The organism is Ruminococcus sp. AM43-6 (genome assembly GCF_003461785.1).
Lineage (GTDB): Bacteria > Bacillota > Clostridia > Oscillospirales > Ruminococcaceae > Hominimerdicola > Hominimerdicola aceti.
The window spans coordinates 98,859-113,992 of sequence record NZ_QTXU01000003.1 but is presented as its reverse complement, the minus strand read 5'-3'; the positions used below and the strand labels follow the sequence as shown (position 1 = coordinate 113,992).

Sequence of the window (15,134 nt, the reverse complement as noted above, 5' to 3'; positions counted from 1 at the left end):
ACAAAAAAAAGATCGGATACATATTGTACCCGATCTTTATATAGCGAACTAAAAATTAGTCTCTAACAGCTGTAACGACGCCAGAACCTACTGTTCTACCACCCTCACGGATAGCGAAACGAAGTCCCTCTTCGATAGCGATTGGAGTGATAAGCTCAACATCCATCTCTACGTTATCGCCAGGCATGCACATTTCCTTGTCAGCAGGAAGTGTGATAACGCCAGTAACGTCTGTTGTTCTGAAATAGAACTGTGGTCTGTAGTTGTTGAAGAATGGAGTATGACGGCCGCCCTCTTCCTTCTTCAGAACGTAAACCTGACCTGAGAACTTTGTGTATGGGTGAATGGAACCTGGCTTACAAAGAACCTGGCCTCTCTGAATGTCAGATCTCTGGATACCACGGAGAAGTGCACCGATGTTGTCGCCTGCCTCAGCGTAGTCAAGGATCTTTCTGAACATCTCGATACCTGTTACAACAGTCTTTGGTCTCTCAGTTGAAAGTCCGAGGATCTCAACTTCGTCACCAGTCTTGAGCTGACCTCTTTCAACTCTACCAGTAGCAACTGTACCACGGCCTGTGATTGTGAATACGTCCTCAACAGGCATCAGGAATGGAAGATCAGACTTTCTGTCTGGTGTTGGAATGAATGAGTCAACAGCGTCCATAAGGTCAAGGATTGGCTTGTAAGCTGGATCTGAAAGATCATCTGGAGCCTCAAGAGCTGCAAGAGCTGAACCCTTGATGATTGGAGTCTCATCGCCAGGGAAATCATACTTGTCGAGGAGCTCTCTAATATCCATCTCAACGAGATCGAGAAGCTCTTCATCGTCAACCTGGTCAGCCTTGTTCATGAAAACAACGATAGCTGGAACGCCTACCTGTCTAGCAAGGAGAAGGTGCTCTCTTGTCTGAGCCATAGGACCGTCAGAAGCAGCAACTACGAGGATAGCGCCGTCCATCTGAGCAGCACCAGTGATCATGTTCTTTACATAGTCAGCGTGGCCTGGGCAGTCAACGTGAGCATAGTGACGGTTCTTTGTCTCATACTCAACGTGAGCTGTGTTAATTGTAATTCCTCTCTCTCTCTCCTCTGGAGCTGAGTCGATGTTGTTGTAATCCTTCTTCTCAGCAAGACCTTCAAGAGCAAGAGTCTTTGTGATAGCAGCAGTAAGAGTTGTCTTACCGTGGTCAACGTGACCGATTGTACCAATGTTAACGTGTGGTTTGGTTCTTTCGAAATGTGCCTTTGCCATAGGAATTTTCCTCCTTAAAATTTAATAGTTTCCGATTTAACATACCGTAGTATAATTATATCAAATAAAAAGCAAATTTGCAATAGAAAAAGCAGAAAATTTTCCGCAAATTTATTAGTCCTTGTTTCTTGAAGCCATGATCTTCTCAGAGATAGACTTTGGTACCTGAATGTAGCTGTCAGGCTCCATTGTGTACTGTCCACGACCCTGTGTCTTAGAACGCAGGTCATTTGAGTAACCAAACATTTCAGACAGTGGAACGAGAGCGTCTACCTGAACAGCACCGGTTCTCTGCTCCTGACCGAGGATCTGTCCACGACGGGAGTTGAGGTCGCCTATAACTGTTCCGAGATAATCATCAGGAGCGATAACGCAAACCTTCATGATAGGCTCAAGAATGATTGGTGAAGCCTTTCTCATAGCCTCCTTGAACGCCATAGAACCGGCGATCTTAAATGCCATTTCAGAAGAGTCGACTTCGTGGTAAGATCCATCGTACAGCTCGACCTTAACGTCAACTACCTGGAAGCCTGCGAGAACACCATTCTCCATAGCACCCCTGATACCTGCATCAACTGCTGGGATGTATTCCTTAGGAATAGCACCGCCGACAACCTTGTTGATGAACTCATAGCCCTTACCGGACTCGTTTGGCTCAACGTTGATCTTAACGTGACCGTACTGACCCTTACCACCTGACTGCTTAGCGTACTTGTAATCAACGCTTGCAGGAGCAGTGATTGTTTCCTTATATGAAACCTGAGGAGCGCCGACATTAGCCTCTACCTTGAACTCACGGAGAAGTCTGTCTACGATGATCTCAAGGTGCAGCTCGCCCATTCCGGCGATAATTGTCTGACCTGTTTCCTCAGAAGTATAAGTTCTGAATGTTGGGTCCTCTTCAGCAAGCTTTGCAAGAGCTATACCCATCTTTTCCTGACCTGCCTTAGTCTTAGGCTCGATAGCGAGCTGGATAACAGGCTCAGGGAATTCCATTGACTCAAGAAGTACAGGATGCTCTTCATCACAAAGAGTGTCACCTGTTGTTGTGTTCTTCAGACCGATAGCGGCACCGATATCACCAGCGTAGATAGTATCGATATCCTTTCTAGCGTTAGAGTGCATCTGAACGATTCTTCCGATTCTTTCGTCCTTGTCCTTAGTGGAGTTATAAACTGTAGAACCGGCTGTCAGAACACCTGAATAAACTCTGAAGTAGCAGAGCTTACCAACGAATGGGTCTGTAGCGATCTTGAATGCGAGAGCAGCGAATGGCTGATCGTCGCCTGAAATTCTCTCAACTTCCTCACCTGTATTTACGTCAGTACCCTTGATGTGTGGTACGTCGATAGGTGAAGGCATATAATCTACAATAGCGTCAAGAAGCTTCTGAACGCCCTTGTTTCTGTATGAAGTTCCGCAGGTAACAGGTACCATTGTGTTAGCGATAGTACTCTTTCTGATTACCTTCTTCATCTCGTCGATAGTGATCTCTTCGTCTGCGAAATACTTCTCAGCGAGATCGTCATCAACTTCTGCAAGATGCTCGATAAGGTCAGCATGATACTGTTCAGCCTTTTCCTTGAGGTCCTCAGGGATCTCTTCCTGACGGATATCCTTTCCAAGGTCATCATAGTATACATAAGCCTTCATTTCAAGCAGATCGACGATACCCTTGAAGTCGTCCTCAGCACCGATAGGGAGCTGGATAGGAACGGCATTACAATGAAGTCTTTCATGGAGCATATTCAAAACGTTGTAGAAGTCTGCGCCCATGATATCCATCTTGTTGACATATACCATTCTTGGTACCTGATAGTTGTCAGCCTGTCTCCAAACTGTTTCAGTCTGAGGCTCAACACCACCCTTAGCACAAAGAACTGTTACAGAACCGTCGAGTACACGAAGTGAACGCTCAACCTCAACTGTAAAGTCAACGTGGCCTGGAGTATCTATAATGTTGAGTCTGTGACCCTTCCAGTAGCAAGTAGTAGCAGCAGAAGTAATTGTGATACCTCTCTCCTTCTCCTGTGCCATCCAGTCCATTGTAGATGCACCGTCGTGTGTTTCACCGATCTTATAGTTTACACCGGTATAAAACAGGATACGCTCTGTAGTAGTAGTCTTGCCGGCGTCGATGTGTGCCATGATACCGATATTACGGTAATCCTGCAATTTACATTCTCTTGCCATATATATCCTCCTTTATACCTCTTACCATCTGTAATGAGCAAAAGCCTTGTTAGCTTCAGCCATCTTATGAGTTTCGTCACGCTTCTTGCATGAGCCGCCAACGCCGTTAAGAGCGTCAAGGATCTCTGCTGCGAGTCTCTCTCTCATTGTGTCCTCGTTTCTCTCACGAGAATACTTTGTTATCCATCTCAGACCAAGTGTCTGTCTTCTGTCAGGACGAACCTCCATTGGTACCTGGTAAGTCGCACCGCCTACACGGCGAGCCTTGACCTCCAGCTCAGGCATGATGTTATCCATAGCCTCCTGGAATACTTCAAGAGCAGGTCTGCCTGTCTTTTCTTCGACAATTTCAAATGCTCCGTAAACGATCTTCTGGGCAACACCCTTCTTACCGTCGAGCATGATGTTGTTTACAAGACGTGTAACAAGCTTAGAATTGTATACTGGATCCTGAAGCACGTCTCTCTTTGTAACTCTACCTCTTCTTGGCACTTTAATTCCCTCCTTCACAAATAATGAATTCACAGGTACTCGCTCTGTAACCACGGCGCACAGCCGTTTTACAGCCCCGTCAGTTCCTTGTAGAGTCAACTAATATATATTAATCACTCCACATAAACTGTGGTCTTCGCAATATGCGACAATGAGTTATTACCTTGTTACTAAAATGAGCTTTTCAGTTTTTGATTACTTGGCTGCTCCTGCCTTTGGTCTCTTAGCACCGTACTTGGATCTCGCCTGCATTCTCTTAGCAACGCCCTGAGCGTCGAGAGTGCCTCTGATGATGTGATATCTTACACCAGGGAGGTCCTTAACACGTCCGCCTCTGATAAGAACAACGGAGTGCTCCTGAAGATTGTGTCCGATACCAGGAATGTAAGCTGTAACTTCGTTTCCGTTTGTGAGCTTAACTCTGGCAACCTTTCTCATAGCTGAGTTTGGCTTTTTAGGTGTAGCAGTTCTTACTACTGTGCAAACGCCACGCTTCTGTGGGCAGCTCTGATCGATAACTACCTTCTTCTTTGAGTTGAAACCCTTCTGAAGAGCAGGAGCTGTAGACTTGTCTGCAAGGACATTTCTTCCTTTTCTTACTAACTGGTTAAAGGTTGGCATATTTTCTCTCCTTTCATAGATTTGATACTATACGCCGATATACAATACATCAGCATACCTTGATATTATACACCATTCTCCGTCGCTTGTCAAGCACTTTTTCTTGACTTTTTTAACTTTTTGAAAATTTCAGTTAAATTTTCTGTCAAAAGCTATAAAAAGCACAGGGCAGCGGCTTTTCACGCCCTGCCCTGCAAATATATTCCCTCATTCCGTCTTGCTGTCTGTATCTAAAATTTCTCCTTTATCCGCCACTTCGACCTCTGTCTCGCTGAATCTATGATAAGTTATAACACAATCGCTGTCGTCAGTCTTGTCCGAATAGGTTATATCGTTTTGTACTTCATTGATATAAAGTTTCAGATCATCACTAAAATAGGTGTTTGCACCCGTTGCGAATTTAATTGCAACGAGCCATTCATTTTCATCAAAGAAGTAATTTCTGTTGTTCTTTACCGTCGCACTTTCGGAACCGTACCATTCATTTTTAGTATCATCCTGCTCCACAATATCCTTATAATTGGAAGTTATACTGAAATATCTTCCGTCCACCTTGATAATTATGCCTTCCTTTGACCCTCCTGCTGTGGAAACGTTTATGGCTTTACCCTTTTGAATTGGTGTTATTATCAGCGGATAGATAATATCCCTTTCGTAATTGTCAGCATCATAATTGATATGCTTAACAGAATTTACCAGCGTATCAATTTTAAATCCCCAGTCCTTTTCAACAGGATTTAGCACAATGCTGAAGTCGTCAGCTTGCAGTATCATATCTTCGTACATATGCTGCACGCTGTCAAGCACAAGCTTATCAAGCTTTTCAATACCGGTGTCTTTTGTGGTATCGATATCATAAGCATAGGCTATTGATGATCTCAGTGAATAATAGAAGTCTGTTCCAAAGCTGTCGCCACCGACCGTTTCGTCAAGACCTGTTGCGATCTCATCCGAGTTCCAATTACTCAGATTATCGCAGTTTGTGCCGACTGCGATTTTTTCGCCCACTTTCAGTTCGTCAATATAAGCAAACTTCCCTGTGGTAACATTTTTCGCTCTGAAATCAAGTTTAAACGCAGCGTAAGAGTGGTATTTCAGGTATTCATATTCATTCACAGTAACATAGTCGATCAATTCGCCCTTTTTAACAGTGTATTTCTCAACATATATCTTATCGACAAAAAGATATCCCGTTCCGTCCGAGCCGCAGCCTGCATACGTTCCGACCGCCGTTATCTCTTTGTCTTTAACGACCTGCTTAAGCGCATTTTGTGCCTGTTCTAAATCAGCCGTAAGCTCAGTGCTGTCAAGGCTTTCCGAACTGTCTATACTTGGCTGCTGCATACCGACATTGATCTTATGCTCATCACCGCTGCGATAAAGCGTCAGCGCACCGCCCACCACCAGAAGCAAAGCCGCAAGCACCGCACCTGCAAGCTGAAAGCCTGTAAGTTTTGTTTTCTTTTTCTCTGTAGGCTTGTCATACATAAGCACACTCTCCTTCCAATCCGAAGGAGTTTTTATACAGTAAAAAGCATTTATCTTTTTCATTTGCTGCTCCTTTCTGTGATATCCTCATTGCAAACTATACCTTTAGTCAATGTTATGATGAAAGTCCAGCCCCTACATAATAGTTTTTACCTCTTTTGTAGGGGAGCGGCTCAATTTCTGTTTCACAGAAATGCGACGTCCCAATGCCCTAGTTTTTTATTGACATTTATATAGTTCACAACATTATCATATCCTTCAGTTGTTCTCTTCCACGTTTGAGATGTGTTTTTATCGTGTTTTCCTTGATATTTGTCAGCTCAGCGATCTCCTGCACTGACAGCTCCTCAAAGTAATAAAGATAAATACTATCCCGATATTTCGGGGGAAGTCTGAAAATAAGGTCAAGTATCTCTATGTCGCTGCCGTCCTTTGAGAAAGACGTTATGCTGTTCAGATCGACTGTGTTTTTCCTCAAACGATACCGCAAAACACTCCGGCATTCGTTGAGAGCCACTCTGATGAGCCACGCTTTCGGGTTTGGCAGACTGCCTTTTTTCATCTGCTTGAAAAGCTTGAAGAACACGTTCTGATAGCAGTCCTCAGCGTCGGAAAAATTTCCCGTGTGCACCACGCAAAGCCTTGTTACCATATCCGAATACTCCTCTACAAGTTGGCGGTATTTGCTTTCGGTCATATTCTTCATGCTTTCACTTCCCTTCATATACTAAAACGCCGTGGCAGGCAAAAAGGTTTCATACAAAATAAAAAAATCAGCCCGCATGAATGAACCATGCAGGCTGATATAAAAGTCATTAGTACAACGGTGTTTCTGCGGTGTTATGGTTAGCCGCACTCTCATTCTTGACCACCTGAACGTTGTTGTAAACGTCCATACCGGTGCCGGCAGGAATGAGCTTACCGATAATAACATTTTCCTTAAGACCCATGAGCTTATCGGTCTTGCCTCTGATAGCTGCGTCTGTAAGAGCCTTAGTTGTCTCCTGGAATGAAGCAGCCGACAGGAATGAATCCGAGTAGCTTGAAGCCTTTGTGATACCCTGAAGAACAGGAACAGTTGTGATAAGTCTTGCGTTCTCGTCGCCAGCGTCGATCTGAGCCTGTATCTCCTCGTTGAGTCTTGCGACCTCTCCTCTGTCAATAAGTGAACCAGGGAGCAGATAGCTTGAACCGGAGTCGTCGATCTTGACCTTTCTCATCATCTGACGAACGATAACTTCGATATGCTTATCGTTGATATCAACACCCTGCAGACGGTAAACCTTCTGAACTTCGGTGATGATGTAGTTCTGAACAGCCTTAGGACCATTAACTGCAAGGATATCAGCTGGGTTGATAGAACCCTCTGTGAGTGGCTCACCGGCTGTAACAGCCTGTCCCTCACGAACTCTTATCTTGTAGCCGTATGGGATAGCATAAGACTCCTGCTCAGGATTTTCAGTGTCCTCACTTGTAACAGTGATCTGCTTGGTCTTCTTGACCTCCTCGATCCTAACTACGCCGTCGATCCTTGTGATGATAGCAGCACCCTTTGGACGTCTGCTCTCAAACAGTTCCTCGACTCTAGGAAGACCCTGTGTGATATCTTCCGCAGATGCGATACCACCTGTGTGGAAGGTTCTCATTGTAAGCTGTGTACCAGGCTCACCGATAGACTGAGCGGAGATTACGCCGACAGCCTCGCCGACCTGAACGATATTTCCGTTTGCAAGGTTGGCACCGTAGCACTTAGCACAAACGCCATGCTTAGCCTGACACTGAAGAACTGATCTGATAGAGATAGAATCCCTGCCCTCAGCTTCGAGTGCAGCAACTATTCTTTCAGCGTCATGAACGTTTATGAGCTTGTTTCTTGAGCATATCATCTCGCCTGTCTTAGGATCCTTGAGGTCCTCAACAAGGTATCTGCCCACAAGTCTCTCGCTGAGAGGCTCGATCATTTCGTTTCCGTTCTTAATGTCGAATATCTCGATACCAACGTGAGTACCGCAATCCTCCTGACGAATGATAACGTCCTGAGAAACGTCAACAAGACGTCTTGTAAGGTAACCTGAGTCAGCAGTACGCAGAGCAGTATCGGCAAGTCCCTTTCTCGCACCTCTGGAAGAAATGAAGTATTCCAGAATGTTAAGACCTTCACGGTAGTTAGCTCTGATAGGCATCTCGATAGTTGAACCTGATGTGTTGGCGATAAGTCCACGCATACCTGCCAGCTGTCTGATCTGGTTGATAGAACCACGGGCACCTGAGTCAGCCATCATGTTGATTGGGTTGTATGGGTCAAGGTTAGCTTTCAGAGCCTCTGTAACTTCGTCTGTAGCGTTGTTCCAGATCTCGATGAACTTCTTTGACTTCTCTTCTCTTGAGATATAACCTCTCTTATACTGCTTGTCTATCTTGTCAACAAGTCCGTCAGCCTTTGCAAGGATATCCTTCTTAGCCTCAGGGATAGAAGCGTCGCAAACAGCAACTGTGATAGCAGACTTTGTAGAATACTTATAACCAAGGCTCTTGATGTTGTCGAGAACTTCGGAAGTAGTAGTAGTACCGTGCTTCTGGATACATTTATCAATGATATCAGAAAGCTGCTTTTTCTTTACAAGGAAGCTTATCTCAAGATCGAACTGCTTTTCTGAATTTGTTCTGTCAACAAAGCCAAGGTTCTGAGGAATGATAGAGTTGAAGATAAGTCTTCCGACTGTAGCGTCTATCACCTTTGATACCTGCTTGTCGCCTATCTGCTTGGTTATCCTTACCTTAATAGCAGCGTGAAGTGAAACGATGTGCTGATCGTAAGCCATAAGAGCCTCGTTCACATCTCTGAACACCTTGCCCTCGCCAGGCTCGCCGTCCTTCTTCAGTGTCAGGTAGTAAGAACCAAGTATCATATCCTGTGTAGGAACTGCAACAGGGCGTCCGTCTGAAGGCTTCAACAGGTTGTTGGCAGCCAGCATAAGGAATCTTGCCTCAGCCTGAGCCTCTGCTGAGATCGGCAGGTGAACAGCCATCTGGTCGCCGTCGAAGTCAGCGTTGAACGCTGTACAAACCAGTGGGTGAAGCTTGATAGCTCTGCCCTCTACAAGGATAGGCTCGAATGCCTGAATACCAAGTCTGTGAAGTGTAGGCGCACGGTTGAGCATTACAGGGTGACCCTGAATAACATTTTCAAGTGCGTCCCAAACCTCTGGCTCAGCTCTGTCTACCTTTTTCCTTGCAGACTTGATATTGATAGTAGGATTGGTGTCAACAAGTCTTTTCATAACGAAAGGCTTGAACAGCTCAAGAGCCATTTCCTTTGGCAGACCGCACTGATACATCTTAAGCTCAGGACCTACGACAATAACAGAACGTCCTGAATAGTCAACACGCTTACCAAGAAGGTTCTGTCTGAAACGTCCCTGCTTACCTTTGAGCATATCTGAAAGTGACTTGTATGCTCTGTTGTTAGGACCTGTAACAGGTCTGCCGTGTCTGCCGTTGTCGATAAGTGCGTCAACAGCTTCCTGAAGCATTCTCTTTTCGTTTCTAACGATGATGTCAGGTGCTTCAAGCTCCAGCATTTTCTTAAGACGGTTATTTCTGTTGATAACACGTCTGTAAAGGTCATTAAGGTCACTGGTTGCGTATCTTCCGCCGTCCAGCAGTACCATAGGTCTGATATCAGGTGGTATAACAGGTATAGCCTCCAGTATCATCCACTCAGGTCTGTTGCCTGATGTTCTGAAAGCCTCAACGATCTCAAGTCTTTTCAGAAGCTTGATACGCTTCTGACCCGCAGGAAGATCCTTCAGCTCAGTTTTAAGCTCTTCTGAAAGCTTATCGAGGTCGATCTCTTCAAGAAGCTCCTTGATAGCCTCAGCGCCCATGCCGGCTCTGAACTCGTCCTCGTCATACTTTTCCTGCATTTCGCTATAATCCTTTTCAGTAAGGAGCTGACCCTTGATAAGCTCAGTGTTACCTGGATCTATAACGATGTATTTTGTGAAGTAAAGAACTTCTTCAAGTCTTTTCTGTGATATTTCAAGCATCTGTCCTATTCTTGACGGAGTTCCCTTGAAATACCAAATGTGAGAAACAGGTGCAGCAAGCTCGATGTGACCCATTCTCTCTCTACGAACCTTGGCTCTTGTTACCTCAACGCCGCAGCGCTCGCAGACTTTGCCTTTAAAGCGAATTTTCTTATATTTACCGCAGTGACACTCCCAGTCCTTTGAAGGTCCGAATATCTTTTCGCAGAACAATCCGTCCTTTTCCGGCTTCTGAGTACGATAGTTTATTGTTTCAGGTCTGGTAACAACGCCGTAAGACCACTCACGGATCTTCTGAGGCGATGCAAGACCGATCTTGATTGATGCAAACTCATTGAATTCCAACAGCAGTACCCTCTTCCTGTTTAGTTTGAAGCACGGCAACAGCCGACTTCTATATGAAACGGTCGCAAGGGCGGAGCCTTCCGCCCTTTGACCTCAGCTTATTTAGTTACTGTGCAAAATTATTCACCGTCATTAAGGAACAGATCAGACTCGTCGGAAGCTGCGCTGCCCTCCAGTTCGGAAGTGCCGTTCTCGTCTTCAGCCATGAAGCCCTCGTCGAGATCGCCCTCGTCAACGCCGAAATCGATATGATCTTCGATAGCAGGCTGTGGAACAAGCTCCTCGTCCTCGTCAAACGACTGCTTAAGATCTATTTCCTCGTTATTGATGTTGAGTACCTTGAGATCCAGACCAAGTGACTGAAGCTCCTTAACAAGTACCTTGAACGCCTCAGGAACACCAGGCTTAGGAACATTCTGTCCCTTAACGATAGCCTCGTATGTCTTGACTCTTCCCACAGTATCGTCAGACTTAACTGTAAGGATCTCCTGAAGTGTGTAAGCAGCACCGTAAGCTTCGAGCGCCCAAACTTCCATTTCTCCGAATCTCTGACCACCGAACTGAGCCTTACCGCCGAGTGGCTGCTGTGTTACCAGTGAGTAAGGACCAACTGAACGTGCGTGTATCTTATCGTCTACGAGGTGGTGGAGCTTCAGGTAGTACATATAACCGACTGTAACTCTGTTATCGAACTTCTCGCCTGTTCTTCCGTCATAAACAGTGAACTTGCCGTCCTCGCTCATGCTCAGAGCGTTAGGGTTGATGACCTCGTCCATTGTGTGGAGAGTGAACTCATCGTCCTTATGCTCCAGATAATTCTGCTGAGCCATTTTGAAGCATTCTCTGATGTCTGCCTCGTGAGCACCGTCGAATACAGGGGTCATTATCTTCCAGCCAAGAGCCTTTGCCGCCATACCAAGATGAACCTCAAGCACCTGACCAATGTTCATACGAGAAGGTACGCCCAATGGGTTAAGACAGATATCAAGCGGAGTACCGTCCTCAAGGAATGGCATATCCTCCTGTGGGAGTATTCTTGAAACGACACCCTTGTTACCGTGACGACCCGCCATTTTATCGCCCACAGAGATCTTTCTCTTCTGTGCGATGTAGCATCTAACGAGCATATTTACTCCAGGAGAAAGCTCGTCGCAGTTCTCTCTTGTGAATATCTTAACATCAATGATAGTACCGGCCTCGCCGTGAGGTACCTTAAGAGAATTATCTCTGACTTCTCTAGCCTTTTCGCCGAAGATAGCTCTCAGAAGTCTTTCCTCAGCTGTCAGCTCAGTTTCACCCTTAGGTGTTACCTTACCAACAAGTATATCTCCTGAGCGAACCTCTGCGCCTATTCTGATGATACCGTTCTCGTCCAGATCCTTAAGAGCGTCCTCGCCAACGTTAGGGATATCTCTTGTGATCTCCTCAGGTCCGAGCTTTGTATCTCTGGCTTCTGTCTCATATTCTTCAATATGGATAGAAGTGTACTTATCCTGCTTTACAAGGTTTTCGTTCAGAAGAACGGCGTCCTCGTAGTTGTAACCTTCCCAAGTCATGAAGCCGATAAGAGCGTTCTTACCAAGTGAAAGCTCACCGTTTGAGGTAGCAGGGCCGTCACCGATTATCTGATTAGCTTCAATTCTCTCGCCCTTATTGACGATAGGTCTCTGGTTTGTGCAAGTACCTGCGTTTGAACGCTTGAACTTAGTCAGCTCATAAGTTCTGAGCATACCGCTGTCCTCACGGATAACGATCTTGTCAGCGTCAACGCTCTCAACAACACCTGCGTTCTTAGAAACAACAGCAACGCCTGAATCAAGACAAGCCTTGTACTCCATACCGGTACCAACGATAGGAGACTCAGTCTTGAGCAGCGGCACAGCCTGTCTCTGCATGTTTGAACCCATGAGCGCACGGTTAGCGTCATCGTTCTCAAGGAATGGGATACAAGCAGTAGCCACAGAAACTACCATTTTAGGTGAAACGTCCATGAAGTCGATCTTCTCTCTCTCTATCTCGAGGATCTGATCTCTGTATCTGCCGTTTACCTTAGGTCTGGCAAACTTGTTATCCTCAGTAAGAGGCTCGTTTGCCTGAGCGACCATGTAGTTATCTTCAACGTCAGCCGTCATATAAACAACTTCGTCAGTTACAACGCCTGTTTCCTTGTCAACACGTCTGTAAGGAGCTTCGATAAAGCCGTACTCGTTTATCCTTGCGAAAGAAGCAAGGTAAGAGATAAGTCCGATGTTAGGACCTTCAGGCGTCTCGATAGGACACATTCTGCCGTAGTGAGTATAGTGAACGTCACGGACCTCAAATCCGGCACGGTCTCTTGAAAGACCGCCAGGGCCGAGGGCTGAAAGTCTTCTCTTATGAGTAAGCTCAGCCAGAGGGTTGTTCTGATCCATGAACTGTGACAGTGGAGAAGAACCGAAGAACTCTCTGATAGCCGCAGTGATAGGTCTTATATTGATAAGAGCTGTAGGAGTAACGACCTCAGTGCCCTGTGACTGAATGTTCATTCTCTCACGGATAACTCTTTCCATTCTTGTGAAACCGATCCTGAACTGGTTCTGAAGAAGCTCGCCTACTGAACGGATTCTTCTGTTGCCAAGATGGTCGATATCGTCAACAGTACCAACGCCCTCGCAAAGGTTGAGGAAGTAAGAAACCGTAGCGATAATATCATCGATAGTGATGTGCTTTGGAACGAGGTCGTCAGCCTTAAGTCTGATGTTCTCCTTAAGCTCTTCCTCATTCTCAGAATCTTCAAGAATTTCCTTGAGAGCCTTGAAAGATACCTTTTCGTTGATGCCAAGCTCAGTGCAGTCAAAATCAACATAAGCGTTGATGTCTACCATGCCGTTGCCTATGATCTTAACTTCGCACTCTTCAAGCTTTGTAACAGCCTCGCCTGTTGCGGAAGTAAGATGCTCCTTTACCTCAACGTCAACGTAAGCCTCCATAACACCTGCGGTCTCGATCTCCATAGCCTTATCAAAGCTGATAAGATCGCCAGCCTCAGCCATTACCTCGCCTGTCATAGGATTTACAACAGGTCTTGAAAGTCTGTGGCCTGAAAGTCTTGAACCAACGCCAAGCTTCTTGTTGTACTTATATCTGCCAAATCTTGAAAGATCGTATCTCTTAGCGTCAAAGAACAAGTTGTTCAGGTGAGTAACTGCAGAATCTACTGTAGGAGGCTCGCCCGGACGAAGCTTCTTGTAAACTTCAAGAAGAGCTTCCTCTCTGTTAGCAGTCTGATCCTTCTGCATGATAGTCTGAGTAAGTCTTTCATCAGGACCGAAAACTTCCTCGATCTCCTCGTTAGTACCAATACCGAGCGATCTCAGGAAAGTAGTAAGAGGGATCTTTCTGTTTTTATCGATTCTGACATAAACCACGTCGTTAGAATCCATTTCATATTCAAGCCAAGCGCCTCTGTTAGGGATAACAGTTGTCTTGAAAAGATCCTTACCGGTCTTGTCCTTATCAAAAGCGTAATAAACACCTGGTGAACGCACCAACTGAGAAACGATAACACGCTCTGCACCGTTGATAACAAAAGTTCCGCTGTCGGTCATTTTAGGGAAGTCACCCATAAATACCTCGGACTCCTTGATCTCGCCGGTCTCGGTATTGTTAAGTCTTGCAGTAACTCTCAGTGGCACTGCATAAGTTACATCTCTCGCCTTGCACTCTGCAACAGAATACTTAGCCTCTTCGTCGAAATGGTATCCAACAAAAGTCAGCTCCAGCGTACCATTATAATCAGTAATAGCTGAAACATCTCTGAAGACCTCCTTCAGACCTTCATCGAGGAACCACTGATAAGAGTTCTTCTGCACTTCAATAAGGTTAGGCATCTCCAGAACCTCATTGATCTTGGCAAAGCTCTTTCTCGTGTTCTTACCAAGTTTTACGTCCTTGACATTCACCATAGGCTCAATCACTCCTTAATTTATTTGGAAAATACATTTATATAATACTATATAACAATCGTATTCGCCAGTGGTTTTGGCGGTGTTTTCCATGATTTTCTGCACTCAAAAACGCATGAAATAGGTGGAAAACTCCATTATGATACAGTATACTATTATATAATATTAGCAAGCCCTTGTCAAGCATTTTAGCTTACACATCTCACCGATTTTCCCATTTTCTCCGATTTGAACAAAAATCGCACAATTCGACGCAGAAACTTCTACTATTACCAATGTGTTATCAAATCGTAAATTTTTCGTTTACTCACCTGCTTTTATCACCCCCCGCCTCATTACCTCCGCCCTGACCTACCCTTTATTTCATCACTATCTGCACCAACTTGTCTGCCATTACATAATAAATCCGATTTACTTGTCATATCCAACAAAAAATCACTTAACAAATTGTGCAAACAAATGATTTATGTTTTAATTTGGCAACATTTCTGCAATTGTTGCATTTTTTATGCAACAAAGCACCCCTTTTTCGGGATAAGTATAAGGGTATTATCCCAAATCGAATATCCTGCAAGGTAGCAGTGTATGAGGAAACATTTTGTCAACGTGAGTTAGGTGAACACGATGAGAGGTTCTGATCGCACAGAAAAGCACTTCCTGCACCTTGTTTGAAGCTTGAAAATTGAATAAAAATCGTACAAAACCACAATCTTACGGCAACGCAACAACCATGTAGGGGAGCGGCGC

At 45.1% G+C, this 15,134-nt stretch carries 8 protein-coding genes; all 8 read right to left on the bottom strand.

The genetic code is table 11. From position 1 onward, the window contains the following. Positions 1 to 55 precede the first annotated feature (55 nt). Positions 56 to 1,255, bottom strand: a complete 1,200-nt coding sequence (gene tuf / locus DW938_RS03735; protein WP_117877670.1) for an elongation factor Tu — start codon at positions 1,253 to 1,255, stop codon at positions 56 to 58. Positions 1,256 to 1,369: 114 nt separating this feature from the next. Continuing rightward, a complete protein-coding gene (gene fusA, locus DW938_RS03730; RefSeq protein WP_022288662.1) occupies positions 1,370 to 3,448 on the bottom strand; it encodes an elongation factor G in 2,079 nt (692 codons plus the stop codon). Positions 3,449 to 3,469: 21 nt separating this feature from the next. Further along, a complete protein-coding gene (gene rpsG / locus DW938_RS03725; protein WP_022288663.1) occupies positions 3,470 to 3,940 on the bottom strand; it encodes a 30S ribosomal protein S7 in 471 nt (156 codons plus the stop codon). Between the two features lie 195 nt (positions 3,941 to 4,135). After that, positions 4,136 to 4,561, bottom strand: a complete 426-nt coding sequence (gene rpsL / locus DW938_RS03720; RefSeq protein ID WP_117863570.1) for a 30S ribosomal protein S12 — start codon at positions 4,559 to 4,561, stop codon at positions 4,136 to 4,138. Positions 4,562 to 4,768: 207 nt separating this feature from the next. Next, a complete protein-coding gene (locus DW938_RS03715) occupies positions 4,769 to 6,112 on the bottom strand; it encodes a hypothetical protein (RefSeq protein ID WP_118123929.1) in 1,344 nt (447 codons plus the stop codon). A 175-nt stretch (positions 6,113 to 6,287) separates the two neighbouring features. Continuing rightward, positions 6,288 to 6,773, bottom strand: coding sequence for an RNA polymerase sigma factor (locus tag DW938_RS03710; protein ID WP_118123928.1), 486 nt, complete (start codon positions 6,771 to 6,773; stop codon positions 6,288 to 6,290). A gap of 91 nt (positions 6,774 to 6,864) precedes the next feature. Next, positions 6,865 to 10,443 carry a DNA-directed RNA polymerase subunit beta' gene (gene rpoC / locus DW938_RS03705; protein ID WP_118123927.1) on the bottom strand — a complete coding sequence of 1,193 codons (3,579 nt, stop codon included), beginning with the start codon at positions 10,441 to 10,443 and terminating at the stop codon, positions 6,865 to 6,867. 119 nt (positions 10,444 to 10,562) lie between these two features. Beyond that, positions 10,563 to 14,387: a DNA-directed RNA polymerase subunit beta gene (gene rpoB / locus DW938_RS03700; protein ID WP_022288668.1), complete on the bottom strand. Its 3,825-nt coding sequence runs from the start codon at positions 14,385 to 14,387 to the stop codon at positions 10,563 to 10,565. Positions 14,388 to 15,134 lie beyond the last annotated feature (747 nt).

Coding starts and splice junctions, on each gene's coding strand:
- DW938_RS03715 (WP_118123929.1), bottom strand. CDS start 6,112: ATGAAAAAGATAAATGCTTTTTACTGTATAAAAACTCCTTCGGATTGG.
- tuf (WP_117877670.1), bottom strand. CDS start 1,255: ATGGCAAAGGCACATTTCGAAAGAACCAAACCACACGTTAACATTGGT.
- rpoB (WP_022288668.1), bottom strand. CDS start 14,387: ATGGTGAATGTCAAGGACGTAAAACTTGGTAAGAACACGAGAAAGAGC.
- DW938_RS03710 (WP_118123928.1), bottom strand. CDS start 6,773: ATGAAGGGAAGTGAAAGCATGAAGAATATGACCGAAAGCAAATACCGC.
- fusA (WP_022288662.1), bottom strand. CDS start 3,448: ATGGCAAGAGAATGTAAATTGCAGGATTACCGTAATATCGGTATCATG.
- rpsL (WP_117863570.1), bottom strand. CDS start 4,561: ATGCCAACCTTTAACCAGTTAGTAAGAAAAGGAAGAAATGTCCTTGCA.